Origin of the sequence: Streptomyces sp. BK340 (assembly GCF_007827595.1) — a bacterium.
In the GTDB taxonomy this organism is placed as follows: Bacteria; Actinomycetota; Actinomycetes; order Streptomycetales; family Streptomycetaceae; genus Streptomyces.
On the sequence record NZ_VISR01000027.1, the window covers coordinates 26,587 to 47,154 of the forward strand.

18 protein-coding genes and 2 pseudogenes are annotated in these 20,568 nt (G+C 69.4%); 5 read left to right on the plus strand and 15 right to left on the minus strand.

What is annotated here, in order from left to right; all coding sequences use genetic code 11:
• From nuoL to FB157_RS35520, 12 genes are read right to left on the minus strand one after another with little or no spacing between them, the layout of a single operon-like run.
• On the minus strand, positions 1-1,896 hold the full coding sequence (gene nuoL / locus FB157_RS35465) for an NADH-quinone oxidoreductase subunit L (protein ID WP_145884831.1): 1,896 nt from the start codon (positions 1,894-1,896) through the stop codon (positions 1-3).
• A 15-nt stretch (positions 1,897-1,911) separates the two neighbouring features.
• The gene (gene nuoK, locus FB157_RS35470) at positions 1,912-2,211 is read right to left on the minus strand and encodes an NADH-quinone oxidoreductase subunit NuoK (protein ID WP_073901863.1); all 300 of its coding nucleotides are present in this window, start codon (positions 2,209-2,211) and stop codon (positions 1,912-1,914) included.
• Positions 2,208-3,050, minus strand: a complete 843-nt coding sequence (locus FB157_RS35475; RefSeq protein ID WP_145884832.1) for an NADH-quinone oxidoreductase subunit J — start codon at positions 3,048-3,050, stop codon at positions 2,208-2,210. Before FB157_RS35475 ends, nuoK begins: the two co-directional genes overlap by 4 nt.
• Positions 3,047-3,676, minus strand: a complete 630-nt coding sequence (nuoI, locus tag FB157_RS35480; RefSeq protein WP_145884833.1) for an NADH-quinone oxidoreductase subunit NuoI — start codon at positions 3,674-3,676, stop codon at positions 3,047-3,049. Before nuoI ends, FB157_RS35475 begins: the two co-directional genes overlap by 4 nt.
• Complete coding sequence (nuoH, locus tag FB157_RS35485) at positions 3,669-5,033, minus strand: NADH-quinone oxidoreductase subunit NuoH (protein ID WP_145884834.1); 1,365 nt, start codon at positions 5,031-5,033, stop codon at positions 3,669-3,671. Before nuoH ends, nuoI begins: the two co-directional genes overlap by 8 nt.
• Positions 5,030-7,534 carry an NADH-quinone oxidoreductase subunit G gene (locus FB157_RS35490; RefSeq protein WP_145884835.1) on the minus strand — a complete coding sequence of 835 codons (2,505 nt, stop codon included), beginning with the start codon at positions 7,532-7,534 and terminating at the stop codon, positions 5,030-5,032. The genes nuoH and FB157_RS35490 overlap by 4 nt, the downstream gene beginning before the upstream one ends.
• Positions 7,531-8,880 (minus strand): NADH-quinone oxidoreductase subunit NuoF, encoded by a 1,350-nt coding sequence (gene nuoF / locus FB157_RS35495; RefSeq protein ID WP_186581837.1) that lies wholly within the window; start codon positions 8,878-8,880, stop codon positions 7,531-7,533. Before nuoF ends, FB157_RS35490 begins: the two co-directional genes overlap by 4 nt.
• A complete protein-coding gene (gene nuoE / locus FB157_RS35500; RefSeq protein WP_145884837.1) occupies positions 8,877-9,746 on the minus strand; it encodes an NADH-quinone oxidoreductase subunit NuoE in 870 nt (289 codons plus the stop codon). The genes nuoF and nuoE overlap by 4 nt, the downstream gene beginning before the upstream one ends.
• Positions 9,743-11,083: an NADH-quinone oxidoreductase subunit D gene (locus tag FB157_RS35505; protein WP_145884838.1), complete on the minus strand. Its 1,341-nt coding sequence runs from the start codon at positions 11,081-11,083 to the stop codon at positions 9,743-9,745. Before FB157_RS35505 ends, nuoE begins: the two co-directional genes overlap by 4 nt.
• A complete protein-coding gene (locus tag FB157_RS35510; RefSeq protein WP_145884839.1) occupies positions 11,080-11,832 on the minus strand; it encodes an NADH-quinone oxidoreductase subunit C in 753 nt (250 codons plus the stop codon). Before FB157_RS35510 ends, FB157_RS35505 begins: the two co-directional genes overlap by 4 nt.
• On the minus strand, positions 11,829-12,383 hold the full coding sequence (locus FB157_RS35515; RefSeq protein WP_023547484.1) for an NADH-quinone oxidoreductase subunit B family protein: 555 nt from the start codon (positions 12,381-12,383) through the stop codon (positions 11,829-11,831). Before FB157_RS35515 ends, FB157_RS35510 begins: the two co-directional genes overlap by 4 nt.
• Positions 12,384-12,398: 15 nt before the next feature.
• Entirely contained in the window at positions 12,399-12,758 is a 360-nt protein-coding gene (locus FB157_RS35520) for an NADH-quinone oxidoreductase subunit A (RefSeq protein WP_003992243.1), read from the minus strand.
• Between the two features lie 745 nt (positions 12,759-13,503).
• On the opposite strand from FB157_RS35520, the gene FB157_RS35525 reads away from it, so the two are divergent.
• Entirely contained in the window at positions 13,504-14,319 is an 816-nt protein-coding gene (locus FB157_RS35525) for a C40 family peptidase (RefSeq protein ID WP_145884840.1), read from the plus strand.
• A 115-nt stretch (positions 14,320-14,434) separates the two neighbouring features.
• Here the strand turns inward: FB157_RS35525 and FB157_RS35530 are convergent.
• Positions 14,435-16,230, minus strand: a pseudogene (locus FB157_RS35530) (FAD-dependent oxidoreductase).
• Positions 16,231-16,319: 89 nt separating this feature from the next.
• On the opposite strand from FB157_RS35530, the gene def reads away from it, so the two are divergent.
• Complete coding sequence (gene def / locus FB157_RS35535) at positions 16,320-16,943, plus strand: peptide deformylase (RefSeq protein ID WP_145884841.1); 624 nt, start codon at positions 16,320-16,322, stop codon at positions 16,941-16,943.
• Here def and FB157_RS35540 read toward each other — a convergent pair whose 3' ends face one another.
• Positions 16,944-18,278 carry a geranylgeranyl reductase family protein gene (locus FB157_RS35540; RefSeq protein ID WP_145884842.1) on the minus strand — a complete coding sequence of 445 codons (1,335 nt, stop codon included), beginning with the start codon at positions 18,276-18,278 and terminating at the stop codon, positions 16,944-16,946.
• Positions 18,279-18,325: 47 nt separating this feature from the next.
• Between FB157_RS35540 and FB157_RS35545 the strand changes: the two genes are divergently transcribed.
• Both FB157_RS35545 and FB157_RS35550 read left to right on the plus strand, forming a co-directional pair.
• Entirely contained in the window at positions 18,326-18,832 is a 507-nt protein-coding gene (locus tag FB157_RS35545) for a GNAT family N-acetyltransferase (protein ID WP_186581838.1), read from the plus strand.
• Positions 18,833-18,951: 119 nt separating this feature from the next.
• Entirely contained in the window at positions 18,952-19,260 is a 309-nt protein-coding gene (locus tag FB157_RS35550) for a PASTA domain-containing protein (RefSeq protein WP_145884844.1), read from the plus strand.
• A gap of 23 nt (positions 19,261-19,283) precedes the next feature.
• Here FB157_RS35550 and FB157_RS35555 read toward each other — a convergent pair whose 3' ends face one another.
• Positions 19,284-19,979: a demethylmenaquinone methyltransferase gene (locus FB157_RS35555; RefSeq protein WP_145884845.1), complete on the minus strand. Its 696-nt coding sequence runs from the start codon at positions 19,977-19,979 to the stop codon at positions 19,284-19,286.
• 111 nt (positions 19,980-20,090) lie between these two features.
• Here FB157_RS35555 and FB157_RS35560 point away from each other — a divergent pair.
• Positions 20,091-20,561, plus strand: a pseudogene (locus FB157_RS35560) (hydrolase); the annotation flags it as partial.
• Between the last annotated feature and the right edge of the window lie 7 nt (positions 20,562-20,568).

The following is a 20,568-nucleotide window of genomic DNA, read 5'->3' on the forward strand; positions in this document are numbered from 1 at the left end:
TCAGACCGCCCTCATCAGCAGGGTCGCGGCGACCAGGAGTGCCGCGCCGCCGAACATCGAGACCGCGTAAGAACGGACGAAGCCGTTCTGGACCCGGCGGAGCCGGCCCGACAGGCCGCCGAAGCCGGCCGCCGTGCCGTTGACGACGCCGTCGACCAGGGTGTGGTCGACGTAGACCAGGGAGCGCGTGAGGTGCTCCCCGCCGCGCACCAGGACGACGTGGTTGAAGTCGTCCTGGAGCAGGTCGCGCCGGGCGGCCCGGGTGAGCAGCGATCCGCGCGGGGCGACGGCAGGCACGGGCTTGCGGCCGTACTGGGCCCAGGCGATGCCGACGCCGATGACCAGGCACACCATCGTCGCGGCGGTGACCGTGGCCGCGCTGACCGGCGAGTGGCCCTCGCTGTGGCCGGTGACCGGCTCCAGCCAGTGCAGGAAGCGGTCGCCGATGCTGAACAGCCCGCCGGCGAAGACCGACCCGAACGCGAGCAGGACCATCGGGATCGTCATGACCTTCGGCGACTCGTGCGGGTGCGGCTCGTTGCCGTTCTCGTCCGGCTGCCAGCGCTTCTCGCCGAAGAACGTCATCAGCATCACGCGGGTCATGTAGAACGCGGTGATGGCCGCGCCCAGCAGGGCCGCGCCGCCGAGGATCCAGCCCTGTGTGCCGCCCTTCGCGAAGGCCGCCTCGATGATCGCGTCCTTGGAGAAGAAGCCCGACAGGAACGGAAAACCGATGATGGCGAGGTAGCCGAGACCGAAGGTGATGAACGTGACCGGCATGTACTTCCTGAGGCCGCCGTACCTGCGCATGTCGACCTCGTCGTTCATGCCGTGCATGACGGAACCGGCGCCGAGGAACAGTCCGGCCTTGAAGAAGCCGTGCGTCACCAGGTGCATGATCGCGAAGACGTAGCCGATGGGGCCGAGGCCGGCGGCGAGGATCATGTAGCCGATCTGCGACATGGTCGATCCGGCCAGCGCCTTCTTGATGTCGTCCTTCGCGCAACCGACGATCGCACCGAAGAGGAGCGTGACCGCGCCGACGACGGTGACGGCGAGCTGGGCGTCCGGAGCCAGGTTGAAGATGGCCGCGGAGCGGACGATCAGGTACACGCCCGCGGTCACCATCGTCGCGGCGTGGATCAGGGCCGACACCGGGGTCGGGCCCTCCATGGCGTCCCCGAGCCAGGACTGCAGCGGCACCTGGGCGGACTTGCCGCAGGCTGCGAGCAGCAGCATCAGGCCGATCGCGGTGAGCCTGCCCTCGGAGGCGTCACCGGCGTGGCTGAAGACCGGGCCGAAGGCGAAGCTGCCGAAGGTGGTGAACATCAGCATGATCGCGATCGACAGGCCCATGTCGCCGACGCGGTTGACCAGGAAGGCCTTCTTCGCCGCCGTGGCCGCGCTGGGCTTGTGCTGCCAGAAGCCGATCAGCAGATACGACGCGAGGCCGACGCCCTCCCAGCCGACGTACAGCAGCAGATAGTTGTCGGCGAGGACGAGCAGCAGCATCGCCGCGAGGAACAGGTTCAGGTAGCCGAAGAAGCGGCGGCGCCGCTCGTCGTGCTCCATGTACCCGACCGAGTACAGGTGGATCAGCGAGCCGACGCCGGTGATCAGCAGAACGAAGGTCATCGACAGTTGGTCGAGGCGGAAGGTGACGTCCGCCTGGAAGCTGCCGACCGAGATCCACGTCCACAGGTGCTGGGTCAGGGTGCGATGTTCGGCGTTCTTGCCGAGCAGGTCGGCGAAGAGGATCAGGCCGAACACGAAGGAGGCGGCCGACAGGAGCGTGCCGATCCAGTGGCCGACGGCGTCCAGCCGCCGGCCGCCGACCAGGAGGACGGCCGCTCCGAGCAGGGGCGCCGCGATGAGCAGCGCGATCAGGTTCTCCACGATTCTTCCGACCCCTTACAGCTTCATCAGGCTGGCGTCGTCGACCGAGGCCGAGTGGCGGGTACGGAACAGCGACACGATGATCGCGAGGCCCACCACGACCTCCGCGGCGGCGACGACCATCGTGAAGAAGGCGATGATCTGGCCGTCGAGGTTGCCGTGCATCCGGGAGAAGACGACGAACGCGAGGTTGCAGGCGTTGAGCATCAGCTCGATGCACATGAACACGACGATCGCGTTGCGCCGGATCAGCACCCCGGTCGCGCCGATGGTGAACAAGAGAGCGGCGAGGTAGAGGTAGTTGACGGGGTTCACTTCGACGCCTCCTCGGGCCGCTTGAACGTCGTCGGCTCGGTCTCGGTCCGCTCCAGGCGCTCCTCGGCGCGCTGTTCCAGGGCCCGCAGGTCGCCCAGTGCCTCCGCCGACACGTCACGGATCTGGCCGCGCTCGCGCAGCGTCTTGTTGACGGTCAGCTCGGAGGGGGTGCCGTCGGGCAGCAGGCCCGCGACGTCCACGGCGTTGTGCCGGGCGTAGACACCGGGGGCCGGCAGGGGCGGCAGGTGCTTGCCCTCGCGGACGCGCTGCTCGGCCAGCTCGCGCTGCGTCCTGGCGCGCTCGGTGCGCTCGCGGTGGGTGAGCACCATGGCGCCGACGGCGGCCGTGATCAGCAGGGCGCCGGTGATTTCGAAGGCGAAGACGTACTTGGTGAAGATGAGGGCGGCGAGGCCCTCCACGTTGCCGTGCGCGTTGGCCTGACCGGTGCCGTTGAACTCCTTCAGGGAGGCGTTGCCGATGCCGGCGAACAGCAGGACTCCGAAGCCGACCCCGCACAGCAGGGCCAGCCAGCGCTGGCCCTTGATGGTCTCCTTCAGCGAGTCCGCGGCCGTGACGCCGACGAGCATCACCACGAAGAGGAACAGCATCATGATCGCGCCGGTGTAGACGACGATCTGCACGACGCCGAGGAAGTAGGCGCCGTTGGCGAGGTAGAAGACCGCCAGGACGATCATGGTCCCGGCGAGGCAGAGCGCGCTGTGCACTGCCCTCTTCATGAAGACGGTGCACAGGGCGCCGATCACCGCGATCGCGCCGAGGACCCAGAACTGGAAGGCCTCACCGGTGGAGGTGGTGTAGGCCGCGAGCTGCGGGCTCATGCCTCCACCTCCTGGTCCTCGGCCGCGGCCGAAGGGCCTGCCGATTGAGGCTGTTCTCCCTTGGATACGGCCACCTGCCGTACGGTCCCCGGCGCGGCCTCGGTCACCAGGCCCCGGTAGTAGTCCTGTTCGTCGGTCCCCGGGAAGATCGCGTGGGGCGTGTCGACCATGCCTTCTTCGAGGCCGGCGAGCAGCTGCTCCTTGGTGTAGATGAGGTTGGCGCGGCTGGAGTCGGCCAGCTCGAACTCGTTGGTCATCGTCAGCGCGCGCGTGGGGCACGCCTCGATGCACAGCCCGCACAGGATGCAGCGGGCGTAGTTGATCTGGTAGACGCGGCCGTACCGCTCGCCCGGGGAGTAGCGCTCCTCGTCGGTGTTGTCGGCGCCCTCCACGTAGATGGCGTCGGCGGGGCAGGCCCAGGCGCACAGCTCGCAGCCGACGCACTTCTCCAGGCCGTCCGGATGGCGGTTGAGCTGGTGCCGTCCGTGGAACCGCGGAGCCGTGGTCTTCTGCTGCTCGGGGTACTGCTCCGTCAGCCGCTTCTTGAACATGGCCTTGAAGGTCACGCCGAAGCCGGCCACGGGATTCTGGAAACCGGGCTTGGTCTCCTTGGGCTCCTCAGCCATCGGACGCCTCCTTTCCATCCGAAGATCCGTCACTGACAGTGTCCGATCCGCCACTGACAATCAGCTCCCGGTCCCGGCGCGAGCGGCGCCTCGGCACCGGCGGCAGCTCCTGTCCGGGCAGCGGCGGTACGGGGAATCCGCCCGCCATCGGGTCGAACCCGGGCTGCTGGGCGGCGGGCTCCTCGGCCGTCTTCGCCTTCTCGCGGAACATGTCGGCGATGAAGGAGACCAGCAGCAGGGCCAGGACCCCGCCGCCGACGTAGAGGGCGATGTCGGCGAAGTCGTAGTTCTCGTTGCGCAGCGCCCGCACGGTCGCGACGAGCATCAGCCAGGTCAGCGAGACCGGGATGAGGACCTTCCAGCCGAGCTTCATCAGTTGGTCGTAGCGCACGCGTGGGAGCGTGCCGCGCAGCCAGATGAAGAAGAACAGCAGCAGCTGGACCTTGATGACGAACCAGAGCAGCGGCCACCAGCCGTGGTTCGCGCCCGCCCAGAAGCCGCTGATCGGCCAAGGGGCGCGCCAGCCGCCGAGGAACAGGGTGGTCGCGACGGCCGAGACCGTCACCATGTTCACGTACTCGGCGAGCATGAACATCGCGAACTTGATCGAGGAGTACTCGGTGTTGAAGCCGCCGACCAGGTCGCCCTCGGACTCCGGCATGTCGAAGGGGGCGCGGTTGGTCTCCCCGACCATCGTGACGATGTAGAGGATGAAGGAGACCGGCAGCAGCAGGATGTACCACCGGTCCTGCTGCTGTTCGACGATCGTCGACGTCGACATCGAGCCGGAGTAGAGGAACACGGAGGCGAACGCGGCGCCCATGGCGATCTCGTAGGAGATCATCTGCGCGCAGGAGCGCAGGCCGCCGAGCAGCGGGTAGGTGGATCCGGAACTCCAGCCCGCGAGGACGATGCCGTAGATGCCGACGGAGGCGACCGCGAGGATGTAGAGCATCGCGATCGGCAGGTCGGTCAGCTGCATCGTGGTGCGGTGCCCGAAGATCGAGATCTCGTCGTCGGCCGGGCCGAAGGGGATCACCGCGATCGCCATGAAGGCCGGGATGGCCGCGACGACCGGCGCGAGGACGTAGACCACCTTGTCCGCGCGCTTGACGATGATGTCTTCCTTGAGCATCAGCTTGATGCCGTCGGCGAGCGACTGGAGCATGCCCCAGGGGCCGTGCCGGTTGGGGCCGATGCGAAGTTGCATCCAGGCGACGACCTTGCGCTCCCAGACGATGGAGAACAGCACGGTCACCATCAGGAAGGCGAAGCAGAACACCGCTTTGATGACGACCAGCCACCAGGGGTCGCGGCCGAACATCGAGAGGTCTTCAGCGGCGAAGTACGGGCTCATGCCTCCACCTCCTTGGGGGCCGCGCCGGCGCGTGCCGCCGGGCCGATGCGGACGAGGGAGCCGGGCTGCGCGCCGGTGCCGGAGGCGACGCCCGAGCCGACGGAGTTCAGCGGGAGCCAGACCACCCGGTCGGGCATCTCGGTGATCTGGAGGGGGAGTTCGACCGTGCCGGCCGATCCGGTGACGGCGAGGAGATCGCCGTCCCCGACGCCGGCCTCGGCGGCGGTCGCCGACGACACGCGCGCGCGTGCGGCGTGCCGGGTGCCGGCCAGCGCCTCGTCGCCCTCCTGCAGGACACCGTGGTCGAGCAGCAGCCGGTGTCCGGCGAGTACGGCCTCACCCGCGGCGGGTCGGGGCAGCGAGGCCGCGGTCTCCGTGGGCTCGGAGGCGCGCGGGCCGTCCCAGGCGCCGAGCCGGTCGATCTCCGCGCGCGCGGTGCGCAGGTCCGGCAGGCCCAGGTGGACGTCCATCGCGTCGGCCAGCATCTGCAGCACACGTCCGTCGGTCGGGGCGAGGCGGCGGGTCATCTGGTCGGGCTTGAGCGCGGCCTCGAAGAAGCGGACCCTGCCTTCCCAGTTGAGGAAGGTGCCGGCCTTCTCGGCGACCGCGGCGACCGGCAGGACGACGTCGGCGCGCTCGGTGACCTCGCTGGGCCGCAGCTCCAGCGACACCAGGAAGCCGACGCTGTCGAACGCCTCACGCGCGCGTGCGGGGTCGGGCAGGTCCGCGGCCTCGACACCGGCGACCACCAGGGCCGACAGTTCGCCGGTGGCGGCGGCCTCGATGATCTGGTGGGTGTCGCGGCCGTAGCGCAGGGGCAGTTCGGAGATCCCCCAGGCGGCGGCGACCTCCTCCCGCGCGCGCGGGTCGGTCGCCGGGCGGCCGCCCGGCAGCAGCGACGGGAGTGCGCCCACCTCGACGGCGCCGCGCTCGCCCGCCCGCCGCGGGATCCACACCAGCTGTGCGCCGGTCGCGGCGGCGGTGCGTACGGCGGCGGTGAGTGCGCCGGCCACCGCGGCGAGCCGCTCTCCCACGACGATCACCGCACCCTCGGTGCGCAGGGCCTCGGCGGCCTTCGTGCCGGGCTCCTCCAGGCCGACACCGCTCGCGAGGGCGTCCAGCCACTCGGTCTCGGTGCCGGGAGCGGCCGGCAGCAGCGTGCCGCCCGCCTTCTCCAGGCCGCGGGTGGCGTGTGTGGCCAGTGAGAACACCCGCTGCTTGTGCTTGCGCCAGGCCTTGCGCAGCCGCAGGAAGACGCCGGGCGCCTCCTCCTCCGACTCGAACCCGACGAGCAGGACGGCGGGCGCCTTCTCCAGGGAGGTGTACGTGACGCCCGTACCGTCGAGGTCACGGCCGCGGCCGGCCACCCGGGCCGCCAGGAAGTCGGCCTCCTCGCCGCTGTGCACACGCGCGCGGAAGTCGATGTCGTTCGTGTCGAGTGCCACGCGCGCGAACTTGCTGTACGCGTACGCGTCCTCGACGGTCAGGCGGCCGCCGACGAGGACACCGGCCCGGGAGCGGGCGGCGCTCAGACCGCGTGCCGCCGCTTCCAGCGCCTCGGGCCAGGAGGCGGGCTCCAGGACACCTGCGGCGTTGCGCACCAGCGGGGTGTCGAGGCGGTCCTTGAGCTGCGCGTACCGGAACGCGAAGCGTCCCTTGTCGCAGATCCACTCCTCGTTGACCTCGGGGTCGTTGGCGGCGAGCCGCCGCATGACCTTGCCGCGCCGGTGGTCGGTGCGGGTCGCGCAGCCGCCGGAGCAGTGCTCGCACACCGACGGCGAGGAGACGAGGTCGAAGGGGCGGGAGCGGAAACGATAGGCCGCGGAGGTGAGCGCGCCGACCGGGCAGATCTGGATGGTGTTGCCGGAGAAGTACGACTCGAAGGGGTCCCCCTCGCCGGTGCCTACCTGCTGGAGCGCGCCCCGCTCGAGCAGTTCGATCATCGGGTCGCCCGCGACCTGGTTGGAGAAGCGGGTGCAGCGGGCGCACAGCACGCACCGCTCGCGGTCGAGCAGCACCTGGGTGGAGATCGGGACGGGCTTCTCGTACGTCCGTTTGCGGCCCTCGAAGCGGGACTCCGCGTTGCCGTGCGACATGGCCTGGTTCTGCAGCGGGCACTCGCCGCCCTTGTCGCAGACCGGGCAGTCCAGCGGGTGGTTGATGAGCAGCAGCTCCATCACCCCGTGCTGTGCCTTCTCGGCGGCCGGGGACGTGAGGTGGGTCTTCACCACCATCCCGTCCGTACAGGTGATCGTGCAGGACGCCATCGGCTTGCGCTGGCCCTCGACCTCGACGATGCACTGACGGCAGGCACCGGCCGGGTCCAGGAGGGGGTGGTCGCAGAAGCGGGGGATCTCGATGCCGAGCTGCTCGGCGGCGCGGATGACCAGGGTGCCCTTGGGCACGCTGATCTCCACGCCGTCGATCGTCAGCGTGACGAGGTCCTCCGGCGGGACCGCCGCCTCTCCCCCTCCGGAGGGAGCGCTGGTGGTCACGGTCATGCGTTCACCTCCGGGCGGTCGGCCCAGGCCGTCGACTTTGCCGGGTCGAAGGGGCAGCCCCGGCCCGTGATGTGCTGCTCGTACTCCTCGCGGAAGTACTTGAGCGAGGAGAAGATCGGCGAGGCGGCGCCGTCGCCGAGGGCGCAGAAGGACTTGCCGTTGATGTTGTCGGCGATGTCGTTCAGCTTGTCGAGGTCGGACATGACGCCCTTGCCGGCCTCGATGTCCCGCAGCAACTGCACCAGCCAGTAGGTCCCTTCACGGCACGGTGTGCACTTGCCGCAGGACTCGTGGGCGTAGAACTCGGTCCAGCGGGTCACCGCCCGCACCACGCAGGTCGTCTCGTCGAAGCACTGCAGGGCCTTGGTGCCGAGCATGGAACCCGCGGCGCCCACTCCTTCGTAGTCGAGCGGGACGTCGAGGTGCTCGTCGGTGAACATCGGCGTCGAGGAGCCGCCCGGCGTCCAGAACTTGAGGCGATGCCCGGGCCGCATGCCGCCGCTCATGTCGAGGAGCTGGCGCAGGGTGATGCCGAGCGGCGCCTCGTACTGGCCGGGGCTCGCGACGTGACCGCTGAGCGAGTAGAGCGTGAAGCCGGGCGACTTCTCGCTCCCCATCGACCTGAACCATTCCTTGCCGTTTTTCAGAATGGCGGGAACCGACGCGATCGACTCGACGTTGTTCACAACAGTCGGGCAGGCATAGAGCCCTTCGACCGCAGGGAAAGGGGGACGGAGCCGCGGTTGACCACGGCGGCCTTCGAGCGAGTCGAGCAGTGCGGTCTCCTCACCGCAGATGTACGCGCCGGCGCCGGCGTGCACGGTGAGTTCGAGGTCGAGTCCGCTGCCCAGGATGTTCTCGCCGAGGTATCCCGCCGCGTGGGCCTCGCGCACGGCCTCGTGCAACCGCCGCAGAACGGGAACGACCTCACCACGCAGATAGATGAAGGCATGCGACGACCTGATGGCATAGCACGCGATCACAATGCCCTCGATGAGGCTGTGCGGGTTCGCGAAGAGGAGCGGGATGTCCTTGCAGGTCCCGGGCTCCGACTCGTCGGCGTTGACAACTAGATAGTGCGGTTTTCCATCACCCTGGGGAATGAACTGCCACTTCATTCCGGTCGGGAATCCCGCGCCGCCACGCCCGCGCAGACCTGAGTCCTTGACGTACGCGATCAGGTCGTCCGGCGACATGGCGAGCGCCTTGCGGAGCCCCTCGTACCCCTCGTGCCTCCGGTAGACGTCCAGAGTCCAGGACCGGTCCTCGTCCCAGAAGGCCGACAGCACGGGTGCGAGCAGCTTCTCGGGGCTCGAGTCCTTGAGTTCGGGTGCCACGGTCATCACTCCCCCTCCTCGGCGGTAGGCCCTGCGGGGTGGGCGGGGTCGGAGGCCGATGTCTCCTGCGGCGCGTCATGAGAACTGAGGTGCTCGGCCGGCGACGGCTTGTGCACCCGGTCCTGCGGTTCGTCGTGCGGACCGCCGTCGCGCGGATGGACCACGCGCGCGGGTGCGGCCTCTCCCCTTGCCAGGCGAAGGCCCACCAGCGAAGCGGGTCCCGCACTGCCGCTCTCCTCGACGGCCCCTGGCCGCTCGTCGGGGAAGCCGGCCAGGATCCGCGCGGTCTCCTTGAAGGTGCACAGCCGCGCCCCGCGCGTGGGCTGCACGGGCCGTCCGGCACGCAGGTCGTCGACCAGACGCCTGGCGCTGCCGGGAGTCTGGTTGTCGAAGAACTCCCAGTTGACCATCACGACCGGCGCGAAGTCGCAGGCCGCGTTGCACTCGATGTGCTCCAGGGTGACCTTGCCGTCGTCGGTGGTCTCGCCGTTGCCGACGCCCAGGTGCTCCTGGAGGGTCTCGAAGATCGCGTCGCCGCCCATCACCGCGCACAGCGTGTTGGTGCACACGCCGACCTGGTAGTCACCGGACGGCCTGCGCCGGTACATGGTGTAGAAGGTGGCGACGGCGGTGACCTCGGCCGTGGTCAGGTCCAGCATGTCCGCGCAGAACTGCATTCCGGTGCGCGTGACATGCCCCTCCTCCGACTGCACGAGGTGGAGCAGCGGCAGCAGGGCGGACCTGGAGTCCGGGTAGCGCGCGATCAGCTCGCGCGCGTCCGTCTCCAGCCGGGCCCGGACGTCGTCCGGATACGCGGGTGCGGGCAGTTCGGGCATGCCCAGGCTGACGCCCCGCTCCGAGGAACTGGTGGTCACCGGTCGACGCCTCCCATCACGGGGTCGATGGACGCCACCGCGACGATGACGTCGGCGACCTGGCCGCCCTCGCACATCGCCGCCATGGCCTGCAGGTTGGTGAAGGACGGGTCGCGGAAGTGGACCCGGTAGGGGCGGGTGGCGCCGTCGGAGACGGCGTGCACCCCGAGTTCGCCCTTGGGTGACTCGACGGCCGCGTACGCCTGTCCGGGCGGGACGCGGAAGCCCTCGGTGACCAGCTTGAAGTGGTGGATCAGGGCCTCCATGGAGGTGCCCATGATCTTCTTGATGTGGTCGAGGGAGTTGCCGAGTCCGTCCGGTCCCAGGGCGAGCTGGGCGGGCCAGGCGATCTTCTTGTCGGCGACCATGACCGGGCCGGGCTGGAGCCGGTCCAGGCACTGCTCGACGATCCTGAGCGACTGACGCATCTCCTCCAGGCGGACCAGGAAGCGGCCGTAGGCGTCGCAGCTGTCGGCGGTCGGGACGTCGAAGTCGTACGTCTCGTAGTCGCAGTACGGCTGGGCCTTGCGCAGGTCGTGCGGCAGGCCGGCGGAGCGCAGGATCGGCCCGGTGGCGCCGAGGGCCATGCAGCCGGCCAGGTCGAGGTAGCCGATGTCCTGCATACGGGCCTTGAAGATGGGGTTCCCGGTGGCGAGCTTGTCGTACTCCGGGAGGTTCTTCTTCATCTTCTTCACGAACTCGCGGATCTGGTCCACCGCGCCGGGGGGCAGGTCCTGGGCGAGTCCGCCGGGCCTGATGTACGCGTGGTTCATGCGCAGGCCCGTGATGAGCTCGTAGATGTCGAGAATCATTTCACGATCACGGAATCCGTAGATCATGACCGTGGTGGCGCCCAGCTCCATGCCACCGGTGGCGATGCACACCAGGTGGGAGGACATCCGGTTCAGCTCCATCAGGAGCACCCGGATGATCTTGGCGCGCTCGGTGATCTGGTCCTCGATGCCGAGGAGCTTCTCGACGGCGAGGCAGTAGGCGGTCTCGTTGAAGAAGGACGTCAGGTAGTCCATGCGCGTCACGAACGTGGTGCCCTGCGTCCATGTGCGGTACTCGAGGTTCTTCTCGATGCCCGTGTGGAGGTAGCCGATGCCGCAGCGGGCCTCGGTGACCGTCTCGCCCTCGATCTCCAGGATCAGACGGAGCACTCCATGGGTGGACGGGTGCTGGGGACCCATGTTGACGACGATGCGCTCGTCGTCGGCGCGGGCCGCGGACTGGACGACCTCGTCCCAGTCGCCACCGGTGACCGTGTATACGGTGCCCTCGGTGGTCTCGCGTGCCGAGGCGGCGGAGGCCGCGGATGCTGACTGCGTGCTCACGAGTACGACCTCCGCTGGTCCGGAGCCGGGATCTGGGCGCCCTTGTACTCGACGGGGATGCCGCCGAGGGGGTAGTCCTTGCGCTGCGGATGGCCCTGCCAGTCGTCCGGCATCATGATCCGCGTCAGGGCCGGGTGACCGTCGAAGACGATCCCGAAGAAGTCGTAGGTCTCGCGCTCGTGCCAGTCGTTGGTCGGATAGACGGAGACCAGGGACGGGATGTGCCGGTCGCTGTCGGGGGCGCTGACCTCCAGGCGGACGAGCCGGTTGTGGGTGATCGAGCGCAGGTGGTACACGGCGTGCAGCTCGCGTCCCTTGTCGCTCGGGTAGTGGACGCCGCTGACGCCCGTGCACAGCTCGAAGCGCAGGGCCGGGTCGTCGCGCAGGGTGCGGGCGACACGGAGCAGGTGCTCGCGTTCGATGTGGAAGGTGAGCTCGTCCCGGTCGACGACCGTCTTCTCGATGGCGTTCTCCGGGAGGAGTCCCTGCTCCTCCAGGGCGCCCTCCAGCTCGTCGGCGACCTCGTCGAACCAGCCGCCGTAGGGCCGGTTCGCCGGTCCCGGGAGCCGGACCGAGCGGACCAGGCCTCCGTAGCCGGAGGTGTCGCCGCCGTTGTCGGCGCCGAACATGCCGCGCTGGACGCGGATCTCCTCGCCGCCCTGGCCGCGCTGGCCGGGGAGGTTGGAGGCGGCGAGGTCCTTCTCGGGGTTCACCCCGTTCGCGCCGTTGGTGCCGTTCGCGTCGCTCACCGCAGCAGCCCCTTCATCTCGATCGTGGGCAGGGCCTTGAGCGCCGCCTCCTCCGCCTCGCGGGCCGCCTCCTCGGCGTTCACGCCGAGCTTGGAGGTCTGGATCTTGTGGTGGAGCTTGAGGATCGCGTCCATCAGCATCTCGGGCCGCGGCGGGCAGCCGGGGAGGTAGATGTCGACGGGGACGATGTGGTCGACGCCCTGGACGATCGCGTAGTTGTTGAACATGCCGCCCGAGGAGGCGCAGACGCCCATGGAGATCACCCACTTGGGATTGGGCATCTGGTCGTAGACCTGCCTGAGCACCGGCGCCATCTTCTGGCTGACCCGGCCGGCGACGATCATCAGGTCCGCCTGCCGCGGCGAGCCGCGGAAGACCTCCATGCCGAAGCGCGCGAGGTCGTAGCGGCCGGCGCCGGTGGTCATCATCTCGATGGCGCAGCACGCCAGGCCGAAGGTGGCGGGGAAGACGGACGCCTTGCGCACCCAGCCCGCGGCCTGTTCGACGGTGGTCAGCAGGAAGCCGCTCGGCAGCTTTTCTTCGAGTCCCATGTCTCTAAAGGCCCCTCAGTCCCATTCCAGGCCGCCGCGCCGCCATACGTACGCGTACGCGACGAAGACGGTGAGCACGAAGAGCAGCATCTCCACGAGCCCGAAGATCCCCAGGGCGTCGAAGGTGACGGCCCAGGGGTAGAGGAAGACGATCTCGATGTCGAAGACGATGAAGAGCATCGCCGTCAGGTAGTACTTGATGGGAAAGCGCCCGCCGCCGGCCGGCGTGGGGGTCGGCTCGATACCGCACTCGTAGGCCTCGAGCTTGGCGCGGTTGTACCGCTTCGGACCGATCAGCGTGGCCATGACCACGGAGAAGATCGCAAAGCCTGCCCCGAGGGCTCCCAGTACGAGGATGGGCGCATACGCGTTCACCGCTCCTCGCTCCTCTCAGTCGGCACTGACTGGTGGCGGTTGCACTGGGCTCACACCCGCCTCACCGGTCCCACGAGCCCCGCTCGTCCCGGGCGAAGATCGAGAACATGTGAAGCAGGTCACAAGCCCAACTGCCTCGCATCTTATGCCTGCCGCTCTGTGATCTGCGACACGGGGTATTACACAAGCTTTGTGATCTCCACCACCTGACGAAGGATCATGAAGTCGGATGATGGGTGATCTTCGTACGCGAAGCGTCCAGGTGATCACCAGAAGTGACATTTTCGCTCGTCACCGCAGGCCGGAGGGGGCGTCTCAATATCAAGAGAGTTCCGCTGCATGCAAATTGGTGCTGGATCCGGCGTCCTGGTAGTGGACCGCGTTCACACATCAGGGGGAGCCCCGAGGCGGGATGTGGACGCGCGGCGAATGCGTGCACACGTTCACGAGCTCCCGCCCGCGCGTGACGCCACCCCTCCGGTAACCGTTCCGTGACCTCCGCCACATCCATGAGAGCGGTCTGAGAACCGGGCTTGGCCATCCACCCGAACCAGTGGTAGGTGCGGGGCAATTCGGACGTAATGATCAAAGACCGTGATCAAGGGCTTGATCACGGTCGTCCGCAATGTCCGTTACGGCGTCAATAAAGAGCGACACGCCCGGGCTTCGGGGGCTCGATTGAACAACTGTGGCGCAGCACACGTTTCTTGAAGATATGAAGGAGCCCCTGGTACCGGTTATTCCCATGTCCCACACCGCTCACATACGCAGCCACCGGAAGCCCCGCCGCAGCGCGTCGACCATCGCCGTGCGGGCCGGAGTTGCCGGTGGCGTCCTCAGCACCCTGGCAGTCGCCGGGGCGTCCGGCGCGGCGAACGCTGCCGAGCCGGTGACGCAGACCCTCGAACTGCCCACCCTGACGGCCGACCTGGCCTCTCAGGTCGCCCAGTCCGCGGACGCCACGCAGCAGGCCGCCGCGAACTACCAGCTGCAGGCCGAGCGTGATCAGGCCGCCGCAAACGCCGCGAAGCAGGCCAAGTCGGACCTCGCGGACGCGAAGCAGAAGGCGGCGGAGGCCAAGAAGAAGGCTCAGGAGGCGGCCCGCAAGGCCGCCGCCGAGCGTGCCTCGCGCAACGCGGAGCGGACGACCCTCTCCACCACGGCGAGCACCGGCTCGAGCACCTCCACCAGCACGTCCACGGCCACCGGTTCGGCCGCGGCGGTGCTCGCCTTCGCCAAGGCGCAGATCGGCAAGAGCTACGTTCTGGGTGCCTCCGGCCCCAACGCGTGGGACTGCTCCAGCCTCGTGCAGGCCGCCTTCAAGCAGGTCGGCATCAGCCTGCCGCGCGTCTCCCAGGACCAGTCGACCCAGGGCACCCAGGTATCGCTGAGCAACCTGCAGCCGGGCGACATCCTCTACTGGGGCAGCGCGGGCAGCGCGTACCACGTGGCGATCTACGCCGGCGACGGCATGTTCGTCGGTGCACAGAACCCGTCTACGGGCATCGTGGAGAAGCCGCTGTCGTACGACCCGCCGACCGGCGCCGTGCGGGTGCTCTGAGCACTCGGCACACCACTCACGCGCGTAGGGCCGCAGCCGCTCGGGGGCAGCGGCCCTTCGGGCTCGTCCGCCCCCTCACTTCCTGGGCGATCCAGGCAAATTCGCCCTATTGGGCTCATCTCAGGTCGAAGGTGCTGGGCAGGCCGAGCCGGTAGCGCGGCTCGTCGACACACTTGAACGGTTCCATCTCGGGCGGGCGGAACAGCTCCCGGATCCGGCAACGCCCGGTGTCCGAATTGTCCGCGTCCAGAAGAGCGTTGACGGCCCGGCGTGCGGACTCGTCGGCGCCCTCCATCGTCGCCAGGTCCACCTCCGTGCGGACGTAGTCGCCGGCGAGGAAGAAGTTGGGCACCGCCGTCCTCGCCGACGGACGGTTGCAGAGCGTTCCCGTGGGGTGGATGAGGAGCTGTTCCCGGTTCTGCGGATCGGGGCCGCCCAGGCCGGTCACCGCGGGGTCCATGAACCACCGAGCCGGTCCTCGTCCCTGAGCCTCGCCCTGCCGGAGTCGTTCACCCAGTCCTTCAGCTGGGCCCAGAGTTCGGCGACGGTCTCCTCCTTGGTGCAGGCGCGTGCCGTCTTGCCGTACAGGATGCCGGGCTTGCCCCATTCGGAGCCGATCGCGGACAGGCAGTCGTGGGCCTGTCCGTCCCCGTAGTCACGCGCAAAGTCCCGCACGTCCCAGAACTGGGCCTGGCCGATGCCTGCCACCGCCCAGGGTGAGTCGAGGCAGTTGATGTGCCCGTGGACCACCGGTGTGGGCGTGCGCAGACAGAACGGGACGCCGGTCATCCAGTCGGTCCTCAGCGCGTCGCAGCGGCCGAGCCGGGGGTCGGCGGCGCGCAGGGCCCGGCCCCAGGTCGCGCGGGCGTGTTCGACGGGCAGCGCGGAGACGTAGCGGTCGGCGGTGGTCGTGCGCTCGTGGCCGCCGTCCCGGGCCGAGAGGCGGATGCCGCTCACCCGGCCGCCCTCGTACACCACCTCCTCCCGCACCTGGGTTCCGAGCACGAACTCGACGCCGAGGGAGACAGGCGCCTCTCCCAGGGGTCGATCCACGCCTCGCCGGTGGGGGCGTTGAGGACACGGTCGATGTCGGCGTCGCCGTCCATGCCGCGGCCGAGCAGACCCCACAGGAGCGGGGCCTCGATGATGACGCGGCCGACGATGGGGGCACCTCCCTGCTCGAGCGAGGCCGAGAGCCTGGGGGAGGGTGGAGGCGATCTCGGCGCGGGTGGCCACCAGGTTGCGGGTCTGGCCGATGCCGAGGAGAACCTGGTACTCCCTGCTCATCTCGCCGGCCCGGATGAAGTCCCACCACGCGGTCTTCTCCCACTGGTCCTCGCGGCGGGCGTCGCAGCTGGTGAGATGGACCGGGAGGCGGTCGGCGAAGTACGGGCGGGGTGGTGACCCGTCGCAGGGGAAGTGCAGGTCCGGGCGGCCGGAGCCGTGGGCGAACAGGGCCTCGGTGCCGCTGCGCAGGTTGTCGTGGACGCCGTTCGCGTTGCCGGGGACGGGGATGCGGCACATCGTGTCCGGCGGGTTCCGGCAGAAACCGGGGAAGAAGCGGAAGCCGTGCTCGCCCGGGAGCGGTCTGCGGCCGCCGGTGCCCGTATCGGGGACGTCCATCGAGTGGGCCTTGCCGCCGAGGTGGTCGTGGTACTCGTGGACGGTGACGGCGTAGCCGCGTTCGGCGAGTTCGTGGGCGGCGCTGAGGCCGGAGACCCCGCCGCCGAGGACGGCGACCCGCCTGTCGGCGGCCGGGGTCGCCGCAGCGGCCGTCGAGGCCGTCCCCGGGGCGGCGGCAGCGGCCACGCCCGCGGCGGCCGTTCCCCCGGCCGCTGTCAGGAAGCGTCTCCGGGAGGTGCCGACGTGTCCGGCGAGCCCCTGTGACCGCTGCGCGTGTTCTGTTGTGATGAGTCCCGGAGGGTAGGGAGGGGCGCCGGAGGCCGGAAGCCCACTGCCCTTCACCCACAGCATCCTCACAAACACAGGGAGACACAGCGATGCCACGTGTGTTCGTCCAGGGCAGTCCCGCCGACCACTACCCGCGCCACGCCCCCGAGGCCGGGCGCGGTGCGGTGCGCCGTATCACCGAGGTCGGGGAGGAGGTCCTGCACAAGCCCTGCCGGGACGTCACGGAGTTCGGGCCCGACCTCGCCGCGCTCGTCGACGACATGTTCCTCACCATGTACGTGGCCGAGGGCGCGGGGCTGGCGGCGAACCAGGTCGGGGTCGATCTGCGCCTGTTCGTGTACGACTGCCCCGATGACGACGGAGTCCGGCATGTCGGGCACATCGCCAATCCCGTGCTGGAGACGCCTGTGAGCGGCCGGCGGCTGCTGGACGAGGGTGAGGGGTGCCTGTCGGTGCCGGGCGCCGTCATGGCCGTACCGCGGCCGGACCGGGCCGTCGTGCGCGGGCAGGACAGGGACGGCAAGGCCGTGGTCGTCGAGGGCACGGGGTACTTCGCGCGCTGCCTCGCCCATGAGACCGACCACACCAACGGGTACATCTACCTGGATCGGCTCTCCAAGCGGGAGAAAAAGGACGCACTGCGGCAGATGGCGGACCGGCGGGACGAGGTGTACGCCCGCCGGACCGCCAACGCGGCGGCCCTCAGCGGCTGATCACGCCTTCGGGGCCACCTTGCTCAGGCCGTTGATGATGCGGTCCATCGCGTCGCCGCCCGTCGGGTCGGTGAGGTTCGCGAGGAGCTTCAGGGTGAACTTCATCAGCTGCGGGTGAGTGAGACCGCGCTGGGCGGCGATCTGCATGACCTTCGGGTTGCCGATGAGCTTCACGAAGGCGCGGCCGAGCGTGTAGTAGCCGCCGTAGGTGTCCTTGAGGACGCGCGGGTAGCGCTGCAGGGCGATCTCGCGCTGGGCGGGCGTGGCCCGCGCGTGGGCCTGGACGATGACGTCGGCGGCGATCTGGCCGGACTCCATGGCGTAGGCGATGCCCTCGCCGTTGAAGGGGTTCACCAGGCCGCCGGCGTCGCCGACGAGCAGCAGGCCCTTGGTGTAGTGCGGCTGGCGGTTGAAGGCCATGGGGAGGGCTGCGCCGCGGATGGGTCCGGTCATGTTCTCGGGGGTGTAGCCCCACTCCTGCGGCATGGACGCGCACCAGGCCTTGAGGACCTCCCGCCAGTCCAGCTCCTTGAAGGAGGCGGAGGTGTTGAGCACACCGAGGCCCACGTTGGAGGTGCCGTCGCCCATGCCGAAGATCCAGCCGTAGCCGGGCAGCAGACGGTCCTGGGCGCCGCGGCGGTCCCACAGTTCCAGCCAGGACTCCAGGTAGTCGTCCTCGTGGCGCGGCGAGGTGAAGTACGTGCGCACCGCGACGCCCATCGGGCGGTCCTCACGGCGGTGCAGGCCCATCGCCAGGGACAGGCGGGTGGAGTTGCCGTCGGCCGCGACGACGAGCGGTGCACGGAAGGTGACCTCACGCTTCTCCTCGCCGAGCTTGGCGGTCACGCCGGTGATGCGGCCCGTGCGGTCGTCGACGACCGGACCGCTGACGTTGCACAGCTCGAAGAGCCGCGCTCCCGCCTTCTGGGCCTGGCGGGCGAGTTGCTCGTCGAAGTCGTCGCGCTTGCGGACGAGACCGTAGTTCGGGTAGGCGGCGAGATCCGGCCAGTCCAGCTGGAGTCGCGAGCCGCCGCCGATGATGCGCAGGCCCTTGTTGCGCAGCCAGCCGGCCTCTTCGGAGATGTCGATGCCCATGGCTACGAGCTGCTTGACCGCGCGCGGGGTGAGGCCGTCACCGCAGACCTTCTCCCGGGGGAACTCGGTCTTCTCCAGCAGGAGGACGTCGAGTCCGGCCTTGGCGAGGTGGTACGCGGTGGTGGAGCCGGCTGGCCCCGCGCCCACGACGATCACATCGGCGGTGTTGTCGGAGAGGGGCTCGGTCACGGCGGGATCTCCCCAAGGTTCGAAATCTGCGTGCCGACCGGCACTGGACATGGGCAGTCTATTCAGCAGAATTGATCACCCGGCTGAAGGGCTGCCCCGTGAACCGAGCTCTCCCCGCAGTACAGCTGCGAGTGCCCACCGACGAGGACGCGTTCGCCTGGCACCGGGTCTTCGACGATCCCGAGGTCATGGAGTTCCACGGTGGCAGGGCGGCCGAACTCTCGGTCTACGAGGAGCTGACCGCGCGCCAGCGCCGGCACGACGCGGAGCGGGGGTTCTGCCTGTGGTCGGTGCTGGACGACTCCGGTGACGTCGTCGGCTTCACCGGCGCCCAGCCGTGGCCGCACGAGTGGGGGCCGTCGGGCGAGATCGAGATCGGCTGGCGGCTCGGCCGGGCGCACTGGGGCCGGGGATACGCCTCGGCGGCCGCCGAGGCGACCCTGGAGCGGCTGCGGGCGCTGGGGGTGCCGCAGGTGGTGGCGATGGTGGACGCGCGCAACGAGCGCTCCATCGCGGTCACCCGGCGCCTGAACATGCGGCTCGCGGAGACGTTCGTGACCCCGTCCTCGGAACGCGAGGGGCACTGCTACCGACTTGATCTGTGACTTTGAGTAACCAAGTGTTACAGAAAGCCACATGACGCTTCCGGGCGGCGCGCACTCGGGTTACCCTGCCAGTACCGCTGGGGGTGACATCTGTGCACATAACACCCAAAACACCCGAAGTGCGCGTTCCTCGTCTGGTCGGCCTCATGGCCATGGACGCGCGCGAGACGGCCCAGGCGCGGGGTCTGTTCCTGAACGCGCCGGACCGCCCGGAATTCCATCTCACGGTCGTCGACTACGTCGTACGGCAGTACCCGCAGCCCGGCGCCGAGGTGCCGCGGGACTCCATGGTGTACGTGTGGTTCGACTTCGGTGAGGGTGAGGGCGGCGGGGGCGTGCGCGAGCCACGCATCCCACGGCCGCCCAGAGGCGGAATGCAACGCGAACTGGGCGAGCCCGGCGACGCCTTCGAGATGATCGACCGGTGAGACGACGGCCCCGCCGCCGGGGCTCAGCTCTCCTTGAAGCCCCGGTGCAGCGCGACCACACCGCCGCTCAGGTTGCGCCAGGCCACCTTCGACCAGCCCGCCTTGCGCAGCCGCTCGGCGAGCGCGGGCTGGTCGGGCCAGGTGCGGATGGACTCGGCGAGGTAGACGTAGGCGTCCGGGTTCGAGGACACCGCGCGCGCGACCGGCGGCAGCGCCCGCATCAGGTACTCGGTGTAGACGGTCCGGAACGGCGCCCACGTCGGGTGCGAGAACTCGCAGATCACCACCCGGCCGCCGGGCCGGGTCACCCGGTACATCTCACGCAGCGCCGCGTCCGTGTCCTGCACGTTGCGCAGCCCGAAGGAGATCGTCACGGCGTCGAAGGTGTCGTCCTTGAACGGCAGCCTCGTCGCGTCGCCCGCGGTGAACGGCAGCCAGGTGTGCTTCTTCTTGCCGACCTGGAGCATCCCCAGCGAGAAGTCGCAGGGGACCACGTACGCGCCCGTCTGCGCGAAGGGCAGCGAGGAGGTCGCCGTGCCGGCCGCGAGGTCGAGAACCTTCTGCGCGGGGCGCGCGCCGACCGCCTTCGCCACCTCCTTGCGCCAGCGCCGGTCCTGGCCGAGCGACAGCACGTCGTTCGTCAGGTCGTACCGTTCCGCCACGTCGTCGAACATCGAGGCGACTTCGTGCGGCTGCTTGTTCAGGGAAGCGCGGGTCACCCGCCCATTCTTGCAGCACGTCCTCCCGGGACCGGTCGCGGCTTCTTCTTCGCGGCCACCCAGCCGCACGCCAGGACGAAGCCGGCGATCAGGACCCAGCCGAGTGGTGGCCCGGCCGCCCCGGAAGGTCAGGATCGGGCCGCCGTCGAGGACCTTGCCGGGGACCTCGCCAGAGCCGGCGCCAACACGCACGACGTCCAGGTCTCCACCGTCAACCTCATGACGATGAACTACGGCGAGTCCTACACCGGCGGCATGGGCGACTACGCCCTCACCTCCGCCGAGGCCGCGCACACCCAGCTGAAGAAGGTGTTCGGGCTGTCCGACGCGGCCGCCTGGCGGGGCATGGCGCTCACCTCGATGATCGGCGTCCACGACGTGGCCGGGGAGACCTTCACGCTCTCCGACGCCGCGCAGGTGCGGAAGTTCGCCGGGCGCAAGGAGATCGCCTGGGTGTCGATGTGGTCGGCGTTCCGGGACCGACGCTGCGAGAAGGGTGACTCCGCGTCGGACGACGCGGCGACCGACTGCAGTGGGGTGAAGCAGAGTACGGGCGCGTTCGCGCAGGCCTTCGCGGGCTGAGCCGGCG